This window comes from Profundibacter amoris, assembly GCF_003544895.1.
Taxonomy (GTDB): domain Bacteria; phylum Pseudomonadota; class Alphaproteobacteria; order Rhodobacterales; family Rhodobacteraceae; genus Profundibacter; species Profundibacter amoris.
On record NZ_CP032125.1, the window covers coordinates 2,396,221 to 2,417,385 of the forward strand.

14 protein-coding genes are annotated in these 21,165 nt (G+C 57.0%); 3 read left to right on the top strand and 11 right to left on the bottom strand.

Translation table 11 applies throughout. The annotated features are described in order from the left end of the window. Positions 1-3: 3 nt before the first annotated feature. From BAR1_RS11990 to BAR1_RS12005, 4 genes are read right to left on the bottom strand one after another with little or no spacing between them, the layout of a single operon-like run. Positions 4-1,470 (bottom strand): aldehyde dehydrogenase, encoded by a 1,467-nt coding sequence (locus BAR1_RS11990; protein WP_118944463.1) that lies wholly within the window; start codon positions 1,468-1,470, stop codon positions 4-6. Further along, positions 1,353-2,972 (bottom strand): tripartite tricarboxylate transporter permease, encoded by a 1,620-nt coding sequence (locus BAR1_RS11995; RefSeq protein ID WP_118943236.1) that lies wholly within the window; start codon positions 2,970-2,972, stop codon positions 1,353-1,355. The genes BAR1_RS11990 and BAR1_RS11995 overlap by 118 nt, the downstream gene beginning before the upstream one ends. A 9-nt stretch (positions 2,973-2,981) precedes the next feature. Next, positions 2,982-3,506 carry a tripartite tricarboxylate transporter TctB family protein gene (locus BAR1_RS12000; RefSeq protein WP_118943237.1) on the bottom strand — a complete coding sequence of 175 codons (525 nt, stop codon included), beginning with the start codon at positions 3,504-3,506 and terminating at the stop codon, positions 2,982-2,984. Positions 3,507-3,566: 60 nt separating this feature from the next. Beyond that, entirely contained in the window at positions 3,567-4,508 is a 942-nt protein-coding gene (locus tag BAR1_RS12005; RefSeq protein WP_118943238.1) for a tripartite tricarboxylate transporter substrate-binding protein, read from the bottom strand. A 170-nt stretch (positions 4,509-4,678) separates the two neighbouring features. On the opposite strand from BAR1_RS12005, the gene BAR1_RS12010 reads away from it, so the two are divergent. Then, a complete protein-coding gene (locus BAR1_RS12010) occupies positions 4,679-5,452 on the top strand; it encodes an IclR family transcriptional regulator (protein WP_118943239.1) in 774 nt (257 codons plus the stop codon). A 31-nt stretch (positions 5,453-5,483) separates the two neighbouring features. After that, positions 5,484-6,836 (top strand): aspartate aminotransferase family protein, encoded by a 1,353-nt coding sequence (locus BAR1_RS12015; protein ID WP_118943240.1) that lies wholly within the window; start codon positions 5,484-5,486, stop codon positions 6,834-6,836. Positions 6,837-7,096: 260 nt separating this feature from the next. Here the strand turns inward: BAR1_RS12015 and BAR1_RS12020 are convergent, their stop codons facing one another. The 3 genes from BAR1_RS12020 to BAR1_RS12030 are packed head-to-tail and all read right to left on the bottom strand — an operon-like array spanning position 7,097 to position 9,988. Next, a complete protein-coding gene (locus BAR1_RS12020) occupies positions 7,097-7,411 on the bottom strand; it encodes a 2Fe-2S iron-sulfur cluster-binding protein (protein ID WP_118943241.1) in 315 nt (104 codons plus the stop codon). Positions 7,412-7,420: 9 nt separating this feature from the next. Beyond that, entirely contained in the window at positions 7,421-8,713 is a 1,293-nt protein-coding gene (locus BAR1_RS12025) for a type I glutamate--ammonia ligase (protein ID WP_118943242.1), read from the bottom strand. Positions 8,714-8,728: 15 nt separating this feature from the next. Further along, positions 8,729-9,988 carry a cytochrome P450 gene (locus tag BAR1_RS12030; protein WP_118944464.1) on the bottom strand — a complete coding sequence of 420 codons (1,260 nt, stop codon included), beginning with the start codon at positions 9,986-9,988 and terminating at the stop codon, positions 8,729-8,731. An 82-nt stretch (positions 9,989-10,070) separates the two neighbouring features. Between BAR1_RS12030 and BAR1_RS12035 the strand changes: the two genes are divergently transcribed. Then, the gene (locus BAR1_RS12035) at positions 10,071-10,790 is read left to right on the top strand and encodes a type 1 glutamine amidotransferase (protein WP_118943243.1); all 720 of its coding nucleotides are present in this window, start codon (positions 10,071-10,073) and stop codon (positions 10,788-10,790) included. A 32-nt stretch (positions 10,791-10,822) separates the two neighbouring features. Here BAR1_RS12035 and BAR1_RS12040 read toward each other — a convergent pair whose 3' ends face one another. From BAR1_RS12040 to BAR1_RS12055, 4 genes are read right to left on the bottom strand one after another with little or no spacing between them, the layout of a single operon-like run. Further along, the gene (locus tag BAR1_RS12040) at positions 10,823-14,263 is read right to left on the bottom strand and encodes a beta propeller repeat protein (protein WP_118943244.1); all 3,441 of its coding nucleotides are present in this window, start codon (positions 14,261-14,263) and stop codon (positions 10,823-10,825) included. Further along, positions 14,263-18,072: a hypothetical protein gene (locus BAR1_RS12045; RefSeq protein WP_162891772.1), complete on the bottom strand. Its 3,810-nt coding sequence runs from the start codon at positions 18,070-18,072 to the stop codon at positions 14,263-14,265. Before BAR1_RS12045 ends, BAR1_RS12040 begins: the two co-directional genes overlap by 1 nt. 3 nt (positions 18,073-18,075) lie before the next feature. Then, the gene (locus tag BAR1_RS12050) at positions 18,076-19,113 is read right to left on the bottom strand and encodes a hypothetical protein (protein WP_118943246.1); all 1,038 of its coding nucleotides are present in this window, start codon (positions 19,111-19,113) and stop codon (positions 18,076-18,078) included. Between the two features lie 2 nt (positions 19,114-19,115). Next, a complete protein-coding gene (locus BAR1_RS12055) occupies positions 19,116-21,161 on the bottom strand; it encodes a hypothetical protein (RefSeq protein WP_162891773.1) in 2,046 nt (681 codons plus the stop codon). Positions 21,162-21,165: the final 4 nt, after the last annotated feature.

Here is a 21,165-nt window from a genome sequence, read left to right on the forward strand (position 1 = left end):
CCCCTACAACTGCATCCAAGCGGTTTTCAGATCGTAATATTTGTCCATCGCGTGCAGTGATTTGTCATGCCCGTTGCCCGATTGTTTGACCCCGCCCAGCGGCACCGTCATATCCGAGCCGCCATAGGTATTCACATGAATGATCCCCGCCCGCACATCGCGCACCATCCTGTGCGCGCGGCTCAGGTTGCTGGTCCAGACCCCGGCCGCCAGCCCGTAATCGGTGCTGTTGGCCAGCGCCACCGCTTCCTTGTCCGTGGAAAACCGCGTTACAGCCAGCACCGGCCCGAACACCTCTTGCTGGGCGATGGCATCGTCGGGTTTTACGCCGGTGACAATCGTCGGCTCCATATACCAGCCGCCGGTGTCTTGCAGGATACGCGCGCCACCCAGCGCGATTTCGGCCCCTTGCTCCAAAGCCCCCGCGACAAAGGCCAGATTGCCCTCGAGCTGTGTCAGATTGTTCACCGCGCCGATCTGGCTGGACAATTCCAGCGGATCCCCCACCTTCATTGCCGCCGAGTGTTTTGCCAATGCCGCAACGAATTCATCATGGATGCTGTCCTCGACCAACAGGCGCGATCCGGCCACGCAGACCTGCCCCGCGTTGCGGAATATCGCCATCGCCGAGGTTTTCGCCGCCAATTCCAGATCGGGCGCATCGGCAAAAACGATGTTAGGGGATTTGCCGCCCAGCTCCAGATAGCATCGCTTCAGGTTCGAGCGGGCCGAATATTCCAGCAACCGCCGCCCGACCCCGCCCGATCCGGTGAACACCATCACATCGACATCCATCGAAAGCGCCAATGCCTCGCCCACCACCGAGCCTTGGCCGGTGACCACGTTGAACACGCCATCAGGCAAGCCTGCCTCGCTGGCCAGTTCGGCAATCCGTAACAGGGTGAGCGAGGCGCTTTCAGCCGGTTTGAGCACCACGGAATTGCCCGCCGCCAAGGCAGGGGCCAGTTTCCACGATCCGATCATCAGCGGGAAATTCCACGGCACAATCGCGCCCACCACGCCCACAGGTTCGCGATGCACCAGCCCCAGAACATTGTCCGCCGTCGGGGCGATTTCGCCATAGACCTTGTCTAGTGCTTCTGCGTAATAGCGGAAGGTGGCAGCGGCGGAACCGGCCTCGGCCTTGATTGCCGTCGAAATCTCGGTGCCATTGTCGCGCACGCCCAGAACGGCCAACTCAAGCGCATCGCGTTCAATCAGATCAGCCAGCCGATGCAGCACCTTCTTGCGCCCCGCCGGTGCCATCCGCGACCAGCGCCCGTCATCAAACGCCGCCCGCGCCGAGGCCACAGCCCGTTCCACATCCGCCGGTGTCGCCCGACAGATCGTGGTCAGTTTTTGTCCGTCGATCGGGGATAATACCTCGAGCGTTTCCCCCGAACCTTCCTGCCACGCGCCTTCAATAAAGAGTTTCTGCGGCGGTACATCGTGGTTGCGAAGCTGATTGATGCGTGACTGGTCGACCATTGTTTGGCTTTCCTTTGTTTATAGTCCCGCCAGACCCGCAGGAAATGCAGGATCAGGACAAGGACAATCATAATGAACAGGATCATTGCGATGGGCCTGTCGATAAAATCAAACGGGGTTTTGACCCGCGCCATTCCGGCGCGCAGCTTGACCTCCATAATGCCGCCCAGAACCATGCCCAGAATGATCGGCACAATCGGCAGGTTCAGGCGTTTCAACACAAACCCCAGCACCCCGAAACCGGCGGCCAGCGCGCAGTCGGTGGCAGAATTGCGCAAGGAATAGACACCGACAAAGCTAAGGACCAGCACACACATGCCAAGGAACCGGTTGGGGATTTTCACCACCTTGATCAACTGGTTGGTGGCCATCAACAGGAACACCAGCACCAGCACATTCAGGATCAGCAGCGAAATATACAACGCCACCACGAAATCCATCCGGTTCTGGAACAGCCCGGGGCCGGGAATGACGTTATGCACATAGAACACGCTCAGCATCATCGCGGTCAGCGCTTCGCCGGGGATGCCCAGCGCCAGCAGCGGTGCCATCGCGGCGGCGGGCACGGCGTTATTGGCGGTTTCGGCGGCGATCAACCCTTCGCTGGAGCCATGCCCGAAATCCTCGGGCCGTTTGCTGGTTTTCCGGGCGTAAGTGTAGCTCATGAATTGCGCGGTAAATTCGCCCACACCGGGGATCATCCCCATGATTACCCCAAAGGTGGCCGAGACCCCCGCCACCCGCGGATGTCGCGCCAGTTCCCGAAACCCCTGAAAGAACGAGCCGCGCAATTTGGTCAGGCGCACCTTTTCGTCCTCGCCTTGCAACAGGATAAACGCTTGTGACAGGGCAAACAGGCCCAGCACCACCACAATCAGGTTCACCCCGCCCGACAGCCAGCTTTGGTCAAAGGTATAGCGTTTGGTGTATTTCACAGGCTCAAGCCCGATGGTGTTCAGCCAGATGCCAAAACTGGCCAATGCGGCGGCGATCAGGGTTTGGCGGTGATGCGCGGTCACCACAAGGATGATGCCCAGCAGCGCCGCAAGGAAGATTTCGCGCGATCCGAACATCGGCGCGATTTTGGCCAGAACGGGGGCGAACAGGATCAGGCAGACCACCGAAAAAATACCGCCAAAGAACGAACTGGAATAGGCCAGCGCAATGGCGCGCCGCGCCTCGCCGCGGGTGGTCATCGGGTAGCCGTCATAGGTGGTCAGCGCGTTAACCGCTGTGCCGGGTGTGTTGATCAGGATCGCCGGGATCGAGCCGCCATACATGGAACTGCCGTAAATCCCCAGCAGCACCGTCAGCCCGACAATCGGGTCCATCGAAAAGGTTGCGGGCAACAGGATGGCAATCGCCACCGCTGGCCCCACCCCCGGAATCGCCCCGATCAGCACACCACCGACGGACCCCACAAGCAGGGCCAGCACCACATCCCAGCGGGCCAGAATATCAAGACTGGAAAAGATCAGATCCATCAACCGCCCCTAGAAATTCAAAATGAAAAAGCTGCGCAAACCGCCGGGCAGGTATTCATAGACCAACCCGCCGGGGATTTTGACCTGAAGCACGCTTTTGAACACCACTACCACCGCGAATATCACCGAAATCCACAGCATTTTTTGGCTGCGATACCCCAGCCGCCATGTCAGCAGCGGCGCAAAAACCAGCGTGGTCGGCAGGTATCCGGCAATCGGCACAACCCAGACATAGACCAGAAACCACAGCGCGTATTCCACCGCTTCGAACCAGACGCGGGCCTCGCGCAGGTCATAGTGGCTTAGGCGGCAACGGGGCAGGTGTTTCAGATGCAGCGCGCCGAAAACCGCCATGCCGATCACCCCGACGGCGGGCCAGAAACGCGGTTGAGCGAAAAACTTGACTTTGTTTTTCCAAACCGTCTGATCCCCCAGCAACGCCACCAGAACAACCGCCAGCACAACAAATCCCAACGCAAATGCGATCTGTCCGGCCCTGCGGTGTCCGCCGGTTTCCAGTGGGTCATCACTCATCGGTAAGCCTCGCGCGGTTCACGGGCCAAGGCAGTTGCGCCCCGGCCCGTGCCATTTGGTTTATTCCAGAATCTTGGTGATACGGGCAACGGTTTCCTTATCGGTCGCGATACGGGCCGCGCTGTCCTCGGCGTTCATCCAGTAAACCAGCGCACCGGTTTCCACCGCGATTTTCTGGGCGCGTTCGCTCATCACCGTTTTGGCGGCAACGGCTGCAATTTTGTCGCGCACGTCCTGCGGTGTGTCCTTTAGCACGAACAAACCGTTCCACAGGGCAATGTCCAAAGTCGGGTCCAACTCGCCAATGGTCGGCGCATCGGGCACCAACGAAATCCGCTGATCGGTCACCGCCACCAGAACCTTTACGCTGTCCAGACAAGGCAGGATCAGTTGCAAAGTGGTGTTGATCACATCCGCATCACCCGAGGCCAGCGTATTGCAATCCAGCGCGTCAAACGCAGCATCCGAGCCCCACTCGAAACCCGCGTTCGCGGCATAGGCCTTGGTCACCTGGGTCGGTGTCAGCACGTCGCCGAAATGGCCCAGCGCCACGTCGTTGTCTTTGGCATAGGCGGCCAGTTCTGCCATGCTGGAATAAGGCGCATCCGCCGAGGTGGCGATCACAAAGGGATAGGTCAGGAAAATGCCGATCGGGTCGAACTTTTCGGGTGTCAGTTCATCAATACCGATTTCATGGCCGATGACCGGCACAGCAGGCACGAACGACCCGATCGTATAGCCATCCGCATCGGCGGTCGCCACATCAATCGCGCCGGGGAACGGGCCGCCGCCGCCACCGGGTTTGTTCACAACTGCTGCTGCAATACCGTACTCGGCCTGAAAATCCTCGGCGATCATGCGCGTTAACACATCCTCCAGATCGCCCGGTGGCCATGGCACGATGAATGAAACGGGTTTCTCGGGGTACTCGGCAAATGCCGGACCCGCAAGCGTTGCAATGGCAAGGGCCAGCGCCCCGCCCAATAGGCTGGTAGTCTTCATGATGTTCTCCCTGTTCTACACCCGACTTATTATCGGTTCGCTATTTGAACCAAAGGTTCTGTTTTAGATTGACAGAGGGTAGGTGATTCCGTCAAGTAAAATGAACGACTCGAATTCAAATCGCGGGTTTGCTGGCTGAAAACGGCACCCTCAAACACAACGGACCACTTATGGGAACCACCTCCAAGGCCCTGTCTTTGCTTGAACTTTTCTCGCGCGCGACGCCCGAAATCGGGCTAAGCGAATTCGCGCGGCGGGCCGGCATGAACAAGGCAACGACCTATCGTTTGCTAACCGAACTGGCCGCGCACGGATTTGTCGAGCAGACCGGATCAGGGCGCGAATACCGTTTGGGGCCGGCATTCCTGCGCTTGTCCGCCCTGCGCGAAGCTGCCGTTCCGATGCGCGAAGTGGCGCTTGGCGTGCTGAATGACCTTAGCAAAGCCACCGGCGAAACCGCGCATATGTCGCTGTTGCAAGGCGAATTGCTGACCTCTGTTGCCTACACATATTCTGACACGCACGGAACACAGGTCCGTATGGAAGATGCCGAAGTGCTGATGCTGCACGCCACCAGTTCGGGGTTGGCCGTGCTGGCCTTCAGCCCTGCGGATTTTGTCGATCAGGTGCTGTCGCAACCGCTAAAGGCGCGCACGCCCGATACGGTGACCGACCCCGCGCAGATCCGTCAGCAACTAAAGCAGATCCGACAGAACGGCTTTGCGGTTTCGATCAGCGGGTTCGAGCAGGACGTGCATTCCCACGCGGTGCCGGTGTTTGACTCGTCCTCGGCCTGCATTGGGGCTGTGGCCGTGGCCGCCCCTGTCGCGCGGATGGACGATGAATTGCAATCGCTGATCCAGACCGAAGTGTTGAACCACACCACACGATTAACCCGCCTGCTTGGCGGCTTTGCGCCCCCGTCATTTCCGACAATAACATGACCAGATACGATCAACAGAAAGGTGCCTTTAGATGAAGGACTCCAACTTCCTGAAAGAAAACAACGCCCGCTCGATCTGGCATCCGATGGCGCATCCCGCCGACAGCCGCGCCAACCCGCCGACCATTGTCACGGGCGCTGCCGGTGTGCGGATCACCGATATTGACGGCCACGAAGTGGTCGATGCGGTTGGCGGCCTTTGGAACGTGAATCTTGGCTTTTCCTGCCAGCCCGTCAAAGACGCCATCGCCGCGCAGCTGGACACCCTGCCCTATTATTCCACCTTTCGCGGCACCAGCAACGACAAGGTGATCGAACTGGCCGAAGAACTGCGCGATTTCTTTGCCCCCGATGGATTAAGCCGCGCCTTTTTCACCTCGGGCGGGTCGGACAGTGTGGAAACCGCACTGCGCCTTGCGCGGCAATATCACAAGATCAAGGGCGAACCGGGGCGGGTTAAATACCTGTCGCTGAAAAAAGGCTACCACGGCACCCACACCGGCGGGGCCTCGGTCAATGGCAACGCCAATTTCCGCACCCAGTACGAGCCGCTTTTGCCCGGCTGCTACCACATCCCCGCGCCCTATACCTATCGCAACCCGTTCAACGAAACCGATCCGGAACGCCTTGCCCGGCTTTGCCTTGCCGCGCTTGAGGACGAGATCGCCTTTCAAGGCGCCTCGACCATCGCGGCCTTCATTATGGAGCCGATCCTAGGTGCTGGCGGGGTAATTCCGCCGCATCCCGGCTTTATGAAAGGGGTGCGCAATATTTGCAGCAAGAACGGCATCCTGCTGATCGCGGACGAGGTGATCACAGCCTTCGGGCGCACCGGATCGTGGTCCGGTTCGCGCCATTGGGGTGTGCAGCCCGATATGATGTGCACGGCCAAGGCCATCACCAACGGATATTTCCCGTTTGGCGCGGTGATGATCGCCGACGCGATGGCCGAGGTGTTTGAAAACGACAGCAGCGGCAAGGCCGCGATCGGGCACGGCTATACCTATTCCGGCCACCCCGTGGGGGCCGCTGCCGCCCTCGCCTGTCTGGCGGAAACCAAGCGTCTGAAAGTGAATGAAAACGCCGCCGCACGCGGGGCGGAACTGTATGCGGGGCTGCAAGCATTGGCCGAAAAACACGATATCATCGGCGATGTGCGCGGCGGGCACGGATTGATGTGCGCGCTGGAACTGGTATCGGACCGCGCCACCAAGGCGTCAATCGACAAGCCCACAATCGCCACCATTCAGGAAACGGCCTATCGCGCCGGGGCGATGATCCGCATCTCGGGGCCGAATGTGATCCTGTCGCCACCGCTGGTTCTGGACAGCGCCGATGTGCAAACCATCCTGTCCGCGCTGGCCGCAGGGTTTGAAGCGGCCTAGGGTCAGGACCTATTAATCCTGCACCACTGGTTTGGCAGATTTTGTCTGTGAGGATAGCTTAACGAGTGCCGTAATCTGGTTGATTATCAGCGAGTTAAGGTGTTCTCACAGGGAAAATCCGCCAAATCCGAAGGACGGGATTGTCGCTTCATCCCAACGGCCCGGGCCGCTTGTAAATAGAATCACTATTTCCGGGCTCCCCGGGCCGTTGATATTTTGCGACAATCCCGCCAGTGGTGCAGGATTAATAGGTCCTGACCCTAAGGCGCCGGAACGATCAACACCAACCCGTCCAGATCATCACGCATGGTGATCTGGCAGGACAGGCGCGAGTTGTCCTGACGCGGGGCTTCGGTTGCATCCAGCACCGCATCTTCAAATTCTCCGGGCGCGCCCGTGGCCGCCACCCAATCGGGCGCAACCACAACATGGCAGGTGGCGCAGCTCATCGAGCCGCCACATTCCCCCAGAATATACGGCACATTTTGCGCCATCGCGGCATCCTTTAGCGTAGTACCCGCCTTCACATCGGCGGAAAATTCGTCGCCGCCTTCTACCTTCCAGATTACTTTCATCGCTTTTCCTTATACGAAATAGACATAGAAATCGCGCAGCGCGTCACCTTCCAGATCGCGCGTCTTTTTCACTTCTTTACGCTTCATAAAGATGTGGTTGTCCACCAGCATCCGCCCGACAGCATCGCCCAGAACGATGTCAGCCTCCAGATCATCCATCGCGCGTTTCAGATCAACGGCTGTGCCCTGTTTGGCATCCGTGCGTTCAAACCCGTCACCGGTTTCCGCCGGTCCCAGATCATAGCCCAGCTCCAACCCCAGACGCGCCGCCTGCAACACCGCCGCAACCGCCGTATAGGGGTTGGACGTGGCATCGGCCATGCGATGTTCCAGCCGCGCCTTGGCCCCGCCTTCGCCAGAAATGCGGGTGGTGACACAGCGGTGATCGCCGCCCCAGTTCTGCCAATAGCCCGATAAAATCCCGGGCTGCATCCGCTGATAGGAATTCGCGGTCGGACAAAGCAGCCCCGCCAGCCCGCGGTGATGCTGCATCAATCCCGCCACACAGCCCCGCGCCAGATCGTTCATATGCTCGGGGCCACCCACCGGCCCATTGTCCAGCGCGTTATTGCCATCGCCATCGCGGAACGAAAAATTGATGTGCATCCCCGAACCGCCGGCCTCGGCAACCGGTTTGGGCATGAAGGTCAGTACCACGCCATGTTCCAGCGCGATTTCCCGCGCCATCAGGCGAAACAGCACGATGTCATCCACCGCTTTCACCGCATCGTCAAAGGTCAGGGTGAATTCGAATTGCGGGCTGTCATATTCGGCGGTGATCATATCCAGCCGAAAGCCCAGTTCATCCGCCCTTTCCCAGATCGCATCGGTAAACCGCAGCGGATCGGTGAACGGACCGGTGCCATAAACCACCCCGCCCGGCGCGTCATAAGGCACCAGACGGCCCTGCTCGTTGCCGACCATCGCAAAGCACTCCAGCTCGATCCCCACCATCGGGGCCAATCCGTGCCCGTCCTGCCAACCGGCGACCGCGCGTTTCAATGCCCCGCGCGGGCACAGCGGCAGTGGCGCACCTTCGTGATCGTATAAATCACCCAGCACGATTTTGGTCGCGCGGTCCCAACTGTCGCGAATTTCATCGCCAGACCAGCGCAGTTCCATATCCGGCAGACCCTGCATCATCATTGCACCGGGTGCATCCAGCAAATCCTTGTCGTAATGCACCCCGAAGGTCGAGCGACAGAACCGCGTATCATCGTCGCCAATCTTGGACGCGGGCAGGTATTTGCCGCGCATAATGCTAAGGTGGTCGCAAAACATCGCCCTTAAACGGTCGTTCATCAATAATTCCTTCCCTTAAAGGGGCGTCACAGAGACGGGCAATTCCTTGATCCCGCCAACAAAATTGGACCGCAGGAATTTGTGCTCCCCCGCCGGTTCTATCGACTTGACCCGCTTGGCCAATTCTTCAAACAACACCCGCACCTCCAGCCGTGCCAGATGCATACCAAGGCACAGATGCGGCCCGCCCTTGCCAAAGGAAATATGCTGGGTTGCGGGGCGAAACAGATCGACGCGCATCGGATCATCCATCACCGTTTCATCGCGGTTGCCCGAGATCCACCAGAACAACACCTTGTCCCCTTTGCGAATGGTTTTGCCATGCAGCTCAAAATCCCGCGTGGCCGTGCGGCGAAAGTATAGCGCGGGCGTGGCCCAGCGGATAATTTCATCTGCTGCCGTATCCCAAACAGCGCCGCCTTCCTGCATCTGGCCCAGCAATTCGGGCTGATGCGCCAGCGCCTGAATGCCGGCAGCGATGGAATAACGCGTGGTGTCATTGCCTGCGGCGACCAGCAGGCAAAAGAAATTGCGAAACTCCATTTCCGAAATCACCTCGCCGTCCTTGTCCGGCTGTAGGATCATATGCAGCACACCATCGGTGTCGCCGGTGCGGTTCTTTTCGGCCATCAAATTCTTGGCGTATTCCCACAGTTCCGCACCGGCGGGTGAATTGAACGGCATCAGGCGAAATTCATCGGTCTCCATCTTGTCCAGCACATGGTCGGTGAAATCGGGGTCCGTATTGGCAATCAGTGCATCGCCCTTTTCCACAAGCCAAGGCAAATCCGCATCCGGCGTGCCCAATATCCGCCCCAGCATCCGCATTGGCAGTTGGCGGGCGATTTCCCTGGTGGCATCAAATTCACCCTTGGCCAAAGCCTCGTCTAGTATTTCGACGCACAGCTCGCGCACTTGCGGCTCAAACTCGGCCATCACTGGTTTGGAAAATGCCTTGGCCACCTTGATACGGGTTTTCATATGTTCGGGCGGGTCGGTTTCCTGAAAGGTACGCCGGGCCAAGTATTCCTCGGGTGTCTGGTCCTCCATCCGGATGCCCTGCGCGGATGAAACCAGATCAAACTGCCGGTTCAGTTCCAGAATGTCGGCGTGCCGCGTGATCGACCAGAACCCCTTGCCGCCGGACCAGTCGGTCCAATGCACCGGATCCTCGGCACGAAGGCGGGCAAAGGTGTTGTGAGGCGCCCCTTTTGCAAAAGTATCATGGCTGGATAAATCCGCATGGCCATCATCGGTCGGCTGCCAAACAGTCATTTCATTCTCCCTGTCCGTTTTGGGGGTTTCCCCTTTTGCGAACAGTTTATATAACATGTTAAATAAGTAAACGGATGAATCCATGCATCTTGCAATTTTAATGGCCAATACCGACGAAAGCGCCTTTGCCGACCGCCATCCCAAAGATGGTGACAAGTGGCGCGCGCTGTTGTCCCCAATTTGTCCGGATTGCAAGTTCAGCGTCTATTCCGTGAAGGACGGTGAATTCCCCGACAGACCGCTAACAAATTTTGACGGCTTGATCGTGACGGGTAGTCCAGCGTCGGTTCTGGACGGGGCACCGTGGCTGGAACAATTGGCCCAAACCATCCGACAGGCCGAAGCGGACAAGGTGCCAATGTTCGGCGCGTGCTTTGGCCATCAGGCAATCGCGCTGGCATTGGGCGGATCGGTTGGCAAGAACGCGGATGACTGGGTTTTCGGCGTGACCGAAACCGAGGTTCACAGCCCCGCGCCGTGGCTGGACGCAGGCAAAGGCCCGATCCTGCTGAATGCCGCGCACGAGGAACAAGTAACCAAAGCTCCGCCAAATGCCCGCGTGATCATGGGAAATCAAGACTGCCCGAATGGCGGATTTGTCATAGGGAACCATGTGTTCACCACCCAGTATCACCCCGAAATCACCCCGCATTTCATGGCGGCCCTGATTGATGAACTGACCGATATCAAACCACCCGAGGTGATTGAAAACGCCCGCAACAGCCTGACACTTCAGCCTGAAAACGACAGGTTTTCCCGCTGGATCATGCAGTTTTTCTCTGGAAGCAGAAAACCGTCATAACAGGTTCTTCTCGCGGTCTATTGGCGTGCAACTCAGGCCCTGTGAATCTTTCGCACAGCGATGACCGCCGATCCGCGTACAATGTCGCGAAGGTTGGCTTTGTCCAAATCAGGTGTCGGTAACCCATTGCCCGGCGAGGTGACCACAGCAACCAACATGACATGATCATTACTGCCAGCAAAATTCAGATCGAGAGAGAACCTAACCACCCCCGGCGTGCGGGCTTCTACCGGATCAATCGGATTAAATCTGCCCAAATGCGACAGACCAGCAGGCATCGCCGGACTATTGCCGCGAACAATTTCCTTTATCGCGGTCCGCCAGGCCGACGTAATGGCAAAGCCGGAAATCGGACCTGCCGGTGCCGCTTTTTGCAGGAAAACATCCACGTTCATATCCGCACCTGCAACCGGGATAATATGCCGGTGGTGGGCCATCACGAACACATCGTGCATTGCCTTGGCGTAATTCGCGGTCGAGGGCTGTGCCAGCATTACGGCTTCATTGGGCAAATCAGCAGCCCAGGGGTGGGTTCCCGTCCGCAGAACCATGATGTCCGGGCTTTCATGGAAATTAAGCAACGCATCCGTAAGTGGGTCACGCTGCGTTTCAGGCAATGTAGAGCGTCCGGTATCATGCGCGAATGTTCGGATGAACGTGCGCCCGACAGATACCGGCACTGCCGATATATCACGTTCCCACACACCACGCGAAACGAGTGCGGCGCGCAGGTATGTTCCATCCGAATTCTTAAAAACGCTCAGATCCTGAACCATCGTTTGTGGCAACCCTTCCATTGCAGGTGACCAGGTCCAGCTGGGGTGCGTGCCACTTTGATCAATCACCCCTTTCCAGACGCCGATCCGGTTTCCCACATAAACAATATCGGGCACATCGGGATCACAGACAACTGAATGTGCCCCCGCAGGTGATCCACCAGTCCCGGTAGCAGGATCAAGGGGGGAATTTCGCAATCCTGTCGGGTACCAACGCCCCTGCCCGTTATACCACCAAAGCGTGTCAAAGTTCGGGTCGGCCACAAGATCGCCATTGGAATTCTCTGTCACCTTGCCGGTCGTCGAAACGTAAAATGTCTCTTGCCCGGCCGGTCCGCCATGCCCGGCAATATCCGTCCAAAATGCGCCGGGCGGGTTGGGCAGATAGGGCACAAAGGGATTGGGCACATCATTGCCGGTTTTCTTGTGCTTGGGCCGATCAACGCCGGAGTTGGTGCTGATGATTGACTGGCCAAGAGGCGTCCAGACTGGCGGAAGCGCACCGTCAGGTGACGCAAAACGAAACAACCTCACCGAGCGCTGGCACAAGACCAAAATAACTGTGCCGACAAAATTTGCGGCGGTCGAAACGATATTTCCCTCGTTCAGCACCTCGATTGCGAGGACTTTATCCGGGTTGCCGCCTTCTATTAGTTGATCCTGAACCAATAAGGGTGACGCGGCAGTCAAGGAATAGGCGTCTGTCATGGTAGGGATCGTTACCCAGGATGGATTGGCATTATTGTTGGCCCAATCTGCTGTGTACCAAATCCGGTCTGTTCCTACAAAAAGACGGGCATTGGGCGCTGGTCCGGCAGGCGAAGGCGGCACTGCGGCTGGTGGCACCCCTTGTGCCGTCGCCGCTTGAGAGTAAAAGTTTGCGCGATCATTTTCGAGCAACTCGTTTCCGGCTGCGGTGGACCTTCTAATCGCCGGCCCTCGGGTATCTCCGGTGTAGGGTTCAAATTTCCATTTTGCTCTTATATACTGCGTAATCCTTTGATGCGGGATTGTCGGATGGAATAAACAGCCCCCACCATCACCCTTATTGATTAGCGTCCAAACAGTATCCCCTATACGCTGGATTGCGCCATTGTCCTGCGTTCCTGCAATAAGCGGCCCGTCCAGTGTCGGATGCGAATTGACATAGCCGGGTTCAGCCACCGGCAGGCCCGCGTTCAGCGGGCGCGCTGCAGCTTGCATCGCGGCTTCCCACGCGGATTTACCTGCGGCCCTTGCCGGGATACCCGTCGTATCACGCCGGAAAATGCCGCCATCACAACCGACCCAGAGAACCGGACCTTTGCTTATAATCTTGTGAACATCCGCGTGTATGCCATGACCTGCAAAACTTGCATCGTCTGCGGCTTTTGTTTGATTCGCCGCGACAAACCCGGCGCTAAGGACACCGGCAGTATCACTTATCTCAAGTCTAAATAATGCGGCGTTATACCCGATTTTCTTTTCAGTTGACCCGCCAACTGTTACGACGTCCTTACCTGCAATATGCTCCACATCTATTGCTTGGTCATAATAGCTTTGGTTCCCCCCCTTAAGAACAAGATTTACGCCAGAGAGTTCAACCTTGGAAACGAAAAGCCCAACCGGAAAATTCTGCACCAGACGAATATTGTCCGGAAGAGGGGACGACACATCAATTTGCCACAAATGGGCATGGCCTGCATTGGCATCCGTCGCAGACGGCCCGCTGCCTAGAACATACATTCGTTCAGGCGCGGTTTCCACCGGTCCTAGGCTTGTACGTGTGCCTTGGTCATGCTGTGGCAAAACGATATGTCTGAAATTTGTAGCACCATCAGCCGACAAATAGACACCGTCCAAGGCCCCGGCCCCAACCAGAGTGACCCAAAGACCCTGCGCATTCCAGATAACATCGGAACAGTAGGCATTCGGGTAGGTTTCAAAGTCATCAGGGGTGAATTTGATCTCTTGCCAGTCGCTGTCCTCGCTAAAGGCACCGGATCGGGACAAAAGGCCCTTGGACGTGGCCGCAACAAGATGGGCATCACCTGCTAAGGTCAGTGCATGTGCGGGATTGCGCGCCAAACGAAAAATTCCGGCACGCGACAGGTTTTTCGCTTCGCGCTTCCAAGGGTTCTGTCGTTGGTTAGTCAGCGCGTTGGGCAGCGTATCTGCCAGTCGCAATATTCCGATCCCCCCCATGCTCCCACCAGGGGAGGCGTCGATACTTGGATGTGGCTCGCCTGTTCCGACATAGACTATATCTTTTGCCGGGTCATCTGTGCCCCCGGTCCTGCCAAATTCGACAAACAGGGCCCCAATTGTGAGGGTAAGATCAGATCGATCAGCAGAAGGGTCCAATCCTGCACTACCGATTGGTGTCCATTTTTTACCGGCATTAACGGAATACCAGACACCGCCGTTGGCGCTGGCGACATAGACCCGTTGGCCGTCAGGGCTGACCTTGATGTCGCGCACCCGTCCGGCGACGACTGGATTACCATCGGCTTGCCCATTCGTCAGAATAGTCGGGCCAATCGGCAGCCAGGTCAGGTCATCGTCAAAATTCGCGGTGATAACATCGTCCAGCAAATCAAGATTGCCCAACAACCCGTCCGGCAGGCCCGAAACATTTCCACGAAGCGCATTTTCCTGCCGATGGATCAACCGGTCGGGCGATTTTCCGGATTCTATTGGCCAATCATATCGTGCCATCAGTTGCCTCCCCCGTCGCTTGTCTCAGTATCCGGCGTAATGCGGATATATCCTTCTTCGACGGTGACGCGCCCGGTTGGTAGAATTGCGGCCTGAGTTGCCGCCAGAATTGGATCGTCCCGCCATGTTATTGGCGTGCCCCGGCGGGTCCAGCTTTGGCTTGTACCGAAGGCTGCGATCTTGGGCAAGCGCACCTTGTCGGGATCAATCAGCACGGGGCCGACCCGTGCCGACGGGGCCACGCGCCCCAGTCCATCGGCAACCCAGTCGCGTACCAGCTCTAGTGATTTTCGCGGCAGGATACCGGTTGTCGCATGAACCCGCGCCGACGGATGCATAAGCAGCGTCACACGCACGACCTGCCCCGAGTGAACTTCCAATGGTGCACCCGCCGTAATATATGGGGTGTCTATCGGACTTGGGGTGGGCAAAAAACCGGCCTCGACATTGGTACCGGCCCGATCCAGTAATGACCGAAATCCCGCCCCCGCGTGCGACACCCTTGCGGATGCACGGACACCTTTGTCGATCAGGTGAAACTGTTCAAAGTCTTGGCCAATGTAAAACCCGTAAAGCCCGTCATGCCCCTTGGCCAACTCGCCCAACCGTATCTGGAATGCGCTGGATTTGACCGCATCGAAAACGGCCTCGCGGATCAGGAGGTCACGAATATCATCGCCGGCTTTGCCAAACGCACCGGTTTTGGACAGGTCTTGCGGAATGTCCAGCCATAGCTGTGTTGAAACAACAACGATCGGGCGGCCCACCAAACCGGCGATTGAGGCCCCGGCACTGGCAAGACTGGAATCAACGCTCCACATTGTTGTGTCTACCGCCCGCAGGAACGCACTTAGCGGGCTTTCTTTTCCGGCTGTTTCAGCGGTGTTGCGTTGAAGGATATCGACATCGATCATCCCTTGGGCAATTTGCCCGCAAAGGCGCGCAGACGCCGGCAATCCATCCATCGGTGACGCCGAAGCCGGACCATCGCGCCCGACCCCGCCTTCCCAAATCATCCCGCCGGTCACCGGGTCATGCAGAACCTCACCCAGCGGCATGCCATCCTGATCGAAAAACTCCAGAGATTCATCAAAGAAATCCGGCAAGATATAGCCCGATACAGGGCTAATCGTGCGATCAGGCGTTGCCTGGTCCAAATGCGCTTCTTTCGGGTTTGGACCAGCATCTGCCGGATCCACAAAACGCCACATCAACCGTGCAGGCAAGGCAAGACGCGGTGGCATTGCCAGCGCCCATTTGCCATCTTTTGACTTTGCTCTAAGGGCCGCGGGCAACGTTGGATTATTCGTAGCAAGATCACGGTAGCGCCCGAATGAATCAATGATACGCGCCTTGGTAAGACGCAGCGTGCCATCGGCAATCAGGTTCGGCAGCCCGGCCTTTTGCAAATCTGCGGCGACACTTGCCGGTGCCGGATACACCTGTCCATCAGGGCCGTTTTCCAAGCCAAGCCAAAGGTCATTGATCCGATCAAGGGTTACTGACCCTAAATCGGAACGCTGTAGAAATGCAGCCAGTTTTGCAAGGCTTTGTGCGTGCCCTTCGCCAATCTCACCTGCTCCGGCTTCGTCCCGTTGTTTTTCGGCGATCAGATAGGTGTTAATAACCGACTGGAATGAACGCGCCAGACCGGATGTAATCGCCGATCTGCCGCGCAGCTTCACAACTTTGCCGTTGGGTTTGGGGGCGCCGGTAAATTCAATACGTTCAAGCGACCATCCTTCGAAACCCTGACCTGGTTCCAATGCGATCTCCCATTCCAGCCAAACCGGCGACCAGGGCTGCACCCATGTGCTGATCGAAACTGGGCTGGGCTCGCGCCCCTCATATATCGAGAAACGCAGCAACTCATTGCTTATGGCTGCTTTGACCGCCGGGGTCACGTTTTTGCCTTGCCGGGCTAATGGAGCGGTTCCGTCATATTCACCGTCGGGGGAATAGCGCAGTGCAATTTCCGACCGCACCCTGTTCTTGGTGGCCGTGCGCAGTTCCGGTTGCACATTTTTGTCGATCGCGGCAAATATCCAAGGCAGGATATAAGGGTCCATCAGAAACGCATTGTGGATAATCCGGTTGGTCGCACCCGGCAAATCGCTGTGTTTGATTTCGGGAACAAAATCTTTGGTTTGATAGACATCACCAAATCCACAACCAAGCTCTTCTGTCCAGCGGCACACCAGTTTACCATCATCATGGAACCGTCCGTCTTCAAGAAAACGGCTCGGCTTGCCATAATCACGCAACCCGATCACCGGGGCTGTTGGACGATGGTAGCGTGGGCCTGGACGGCTGATCCGTTTGATAACCGGTATATCCAAGGCGTCGGCATTTCGGGCACGGTCCATGACTTCTTTTGCCAATGACCGCATTTCCGCATCTGTTGATTTTTGTTTTCCCCGGCGGCTTCCGTTCCAGATTATATCGGCTTTGGGCTGTGGGTCCGACTTTTTACGCGCCGCTTTTGTGCGCAGTGGCCGTCCGGCTTTCAGGGCGGATTGTTTGCGTTCGATGACGATATCCACATATGTTTCAGGCCCTCTAAAGGTCTCGAAACCATCCCCGTGTTCCGCTTCGTCAAGTGCGACGATCCCGTCTCTGGCCCCCAAATTTATCAGTGATCCATTGGCGACTGCGGTTAGCAAACTCTCAAGGTATTCTTTCTTGGACGCCGAATTAGCGCCCAACCCTTTGGCAGCCTGCGCGGCCATCAACCGTTCCAGAGTGGGCGCGAGCGATAATTTGATCCGGGATGCACGCGGGGCTGCGTCTTTGGAAATGCCGCCAACAAGCGGCACACCATGTATCGCGCCATGCAGCACCGTTTCGTATGTGTAAAGGAATAATGGTAGCGTCACCCGGTCATACTCATAGGCAACAAAACCAAGCTCCAGCCCGGCCTGCGCCGTTGTCAGCATCAGCGCCGCGCGAACATCCACCGGTTTTTGTTTAACCATAATGTCCGGGACCTCGGTGGCATATTTTGCCACAGGCGATTGCCAAACAGCCACCGTTGGTGCGCTTGATGCCGTCCAGCCAAATTGCTCGATTTTGCGATGAACAGAATAGGGTGAAAACACATTTGAAAGGGGGTCAAGTGCGGGTTCGGACCACCACCCCATAACGGAATAGCTTGCCTGTTTTGTCAGAACACGACCGGCGTCCAGATCATCCAGCGGGTCATGAAAAGCAAACCGGTTCAATGCGGCGTCATAGGATGTTGTCCAATTGGGCGAACCGCCAATGATCCCGGTCAAATCTTTTGGCTGCACCTCGTGTTTCAGGGTTGCGACAGGGTCACCCGGATAGTTTTCCAGATCGAATACCTTACCGGATTCCGCTTCGATCACCCAAGATTTCACATCCGCAATTTTGGCCCCGCGCCGACCCGTTGTACGGGTGATCAGCCAACGGTCAGGCAATGGGTGCATTTTGATCGGCTGGTCCGGATTATCGACCATTTCACCGCGCAACAGGCCATCTGGCATTGCCCAATGTAGATGAACCCCTTCTTTGCGTTCCTTTGGGGTTGAAAATGGCTCGGTCGGCTTTGCCTCTTCTGCCCCCTCGCCCAATTCCATCGGCAATCGCACGTAACGTTCGTTGTGACGCGGCGGAACATAAAGCGCTTGCAAATCAATCGGGACCATCAGGGCAGGTGGCGGGGGCGGCAGGGGTTTTGGAAAAACCTTGTCAATCGCAAAATACTGACCGAAAGACTGGGTTGCCAAGGCCCAGTTCTGGTTGTCGAGCACCAGATCCATTACCTCGGGATTAATAACTTCTGCCATCGGTCAATTCCCCGCAATCTTTGCTATGAAAAGCTCGGTGTTGCGCTCGGCGATATTGCCGAGCGTTGGCTTGAACGCATCGTTCTGGTTCGCAGTGGTTCCGGCGTCTTGGGCGAAAACCTGACGGTACGGGAACCGGATCATCTGCATTGCAAACTCGGCCCCATCCACGGGATCGCCGGGTCCGGCGCTCATGCCGGTGCCGTTGGCATCTGCAAAGGCACGCGCGGTGTTGGTCAGGTCAAGAACACCTGATGCACCGGAACGAAAACGTACGGGTATTTGTTGAATGTCTGACGGGTTATTTGGCACCTCCCCGTTCTGATCAACATATTCAGCCGTTTTGACATTACGTGCCGAAACAGTGGCCGAAACCTGCTGGCCAGCGGTGGTGACATCAACACCGAATTGAATTCCCTGACGCGGTTCTTCTATGTGCAGGACTTTTGGGATGCCATCAAACAGCACCAGCAAAACTGATGGCGACAACCGTTCAAGGCGCAATACCTTGATCCGGCTGGGATGCGATTCAGGCAAAATATCACTATCACTGCCACCCGGTTCCTTTACATAGGCCCGCACATGTAATCCCGGCCACCCTGCAACGGCTGCAGATCGAAGCAGGAACCCCGTGACCACACCCGCTGTGCCGTTCAGCAACGGCTCTCCTCCGGGCGAGCGCACTTGGCGTTCAGCGTCATCGATTTCGGCCTCGATCCTTTCGTAAAGATGCTCAAGCTGTGCCCGTTCAATCGTGTTGGCTGTCGCCACGCTCAACGCACCCTGAACCAAAGCGTCGGTCCAGGCACGGTCAAGATAGAAAAACCGGATCGATTCATTGGGCAACAATTCGGTATCAGCCACAAGCGTGTTGAACGGCACCCCTTCCAACATGCGCAACCGCGCAAGGAATTCCAGAATATGGCGCGGTGTTATGGTCGGCGCGCCAGCACCTGCGCCTGCGCCACCCGCCGCAACACCAGCAGAAGCAACCATTGCACCAATTACGGCTTCGAAGCCAACGCTATAAGAAATGGCCATGCTTACTTCCCTCCCAAACGGTCAATGATGAAATCGTCCAGCGTATCAAATGGCTTGGTATTCAGCACGGTTTCTTCCGTAACCTTTCCCTTGCCAACGGTCATTTGAGCCAATTGACCAAGCCCGATTTCAAGGGTTTCGTTAAGGATTGCATCGATTTTGCTATCAAAATCGACCGCGCCATCACCAACCAAACCGGGTTGCGCATTCTTTAGCGCTGTCAGGCTGGTCAGGCTGGCAGGCTCTTTCGCGATCATGTCGACCACGGCGCGATCCAACCCCAAACCGACGGCCAGAATGTTATTGAAGTTTCCCTTCAGGGCATCAACAGCAACAGCCGGATCAACCAGTTCGCGCGGCATGGAAACGGCAGCTACGTGATCCCGCTCAACGGCACCAATGATGCCGCCCTCCATTAACCTGGGCAACAATCCTTCGCGTATTGCGTCCTCGATAAGATCAAGATCGCGGGGCGAGACCAGCTGCTTTAACAGATCCTTTTTGTCCAGAATCGCGCCCTTCTGGAACGCCCTTGCGCGACTTACGCCAAAATTTTCCGCCCGCCATCGTTGCACCGCCGCGACAAAGGAAGGTTGTGACATGGCCAACAATCGCCCGGTTTCAAATGCCACAGCCAGTGAAACATCCTCGCGCCCGTCAGGCGTCATCATTCGCAGATGGTCACTAACATGGGCCAACACCGGAAATTGCGCTTCAGCAGCCAATGGATTGCGTAGCAACTGATGCGGTGAAAACGGTCCGCGATACCAGGAATTGGTTGTTTCTCCGATACGGGTCAGATGCGGCAAGCCGACATGACCTGTTTCCGCCACCTCCAAAGGTATCCGGGTCGCTGGCGCATCTCCCGAACTCTCACCGCCTGCATCAGGCACACAATCGGCTTGGGGGCGTTCATATCCGCCTTTGGCCACCGTCCCCAACAGGCCCACGTCCAGATTGCTCATCAACTCCTGAAACCCGCCTGCACCGGCACAGGTAAACCGCCATGACGTCAGGACCGGAAAGCGAAAGAATTGCTCTTGCAAAATGTTATACAAAGGAAAGTCAAACCCCGCGAATGAACTTTCTACTCGCAAAACCGGTTTATCATCGGCAGAAGCATTTTCCGTCAGGTCAGCAAAATTTGCATCCAGAAAATCCACTGCATCAATTGAACCGATCAGGTTCAGACCATCCGCATTCGCCCCTACACGATCAACAAGGGTTCCTTCGTGGAATACGATCTCGCCCCGGCGTATTGCGTCGCTGATTGCCGTGGCATCCCCAATATCCAGAACCCGGCGTTCCGGGCCAACAGTCAGAGGAACCGCTGCACCAGAATAGACCGATGCCGCAAATGTAGCGACGGCTTCGTTCAGGAAAAGGTCATCAAGTTCAAAGAATTTTCGCGGGGGCGCAGGTGGTGGCAAAACGCCCAATTGTCCTTCAAGATTGATCAAACACGCGGTATAGGCCTTGGGTTGGCAATTGACGGTGTCATATTGGGGCATCCTGTTGGCGATGACCACGGCCAAAAACCCGTCATCATCCCCCATAGCGTTCTCTGTATCGTCCGGATTGACTTCGCGAACATGGGTCAACAACCGCAAATCATCCACCGTCGGGAAGATGGCATCAACCGTGGATTTGGGAACCGACAGGTAGCTTGCTTTGGGGGTATCCACCGGCCCCTCCAGAACCGTGCCCGGAGTTACGCATTCTGCATAAGGCTGGTCATGAACAATCTGCCCCTCCCCTTCGGCGATTACAATCAAGGCCAACCAAGGTGTTTTCCCGGTCACTTTCTGACCGTGAAATTCTACATCGGGCGGGGCGGCCACTCTGTCCCACGGAAGGGTCTTTTTCTTTAGTACTATCTGCGGCAGACGGTTTTCATAGGCACCTTCAGAATTCGCCGGGGGATAGGTCATCAATGCCTGATCCGGTGGCAGTTTCATCCTTGGTGCCGTGACGATAAAATGGGTTTCAAGCGGGGCGACTTGCGGCGATGAAACCGTACTGCCGTCCAGATCAAGTTCGGTTCTCAATGTA

Bases quoted from the DNA above. Each gene is read 5' to 3' on its own strand.
- BAR1_RS11995 (WP_118943236.1), bottom strand. From the start codon at position 2,972: ATGGATCTGATCTTTTCCAGTCTTGATATTCTGGCCCGCTGGGATGTG.
- BAR1_RS12000 (WP_118943237.1), bottom strand. From the start codon at position 3,506: ATGAGTGATGACCCACTGGAAACCGGCGGACACCGCAGGGCCGGACAG.
- BAR1_RS12005 (WP_118943238.1), bottom strand. From the start codon at position 4,508: ATGAAGACTACCAGCCTATTGGGCGGGGCGCTGGCCCTTGCCATTGCA.
- BAR1_RS12010 (WP_118943239.1), top strand. From the start codon at position 4,679: ATGGGAACCACCTCCAAGGCCCTGTCTTTGCTTGAACTTTTCTCGCGC.
- BAR1_RS12015 (WP_118943240.1), top strand. From the start codon at position 5,484: ATGAAGGACTCCAACTTCCTGAAAGAAAACAACGCCCGCTCGATCTGG.
- BAR1_RS12020 (WP_118943241.1), bottom strand. From the start codon at position 7,411: ATGAAAGTAATCTGGAAGGTAGAAGGCGGCGACGAATTTTCCGCCGAT.
- BAR1_RS12025 (WP_118943242.1), bottom strand. From the start codon at position 8,713: ATGAACGACCGTTTAAGGGCGATGTTTTGCGACCACCTTAGCATTATG.
- BAR1_RS12030 (WP_118944464.1), bottom strand. From the start codon at position 9,988: ATGACTGTTTGGCAGCCGACCGATGATGGCCATGCGGATTTATCCAGC.
- BAR1_RS12035 (WP_118943243.1), top strand. From the start codon at position 10,071: ATGCATCTTGCAATTTTAATGGCCAATACCGACGAAAGCGCCTTTGCC.
- BAR1_RS12040 (WP_118943244.1), bottom strand. From the start codon at position 14,263: ATGGCACGATATGATTGGCCAATAGAATCCGGAAAATCGCCCGACCGG.
- BAR1_RS12045 (WP_162891772.1), bottom strand. From the start codon at position 18,072: ATGGCAGAAGTTATTAATCCCGAGGTAATGGATCTGGTGCTCGACAAC.
- BAR1_RS12050 (WP_118943246.1), bottom strand. From the start codon at position 19,113: ATGGCCATTTCTTATAGCGTTGGCTTCGAAGCCGTAATTGGTGCAATG.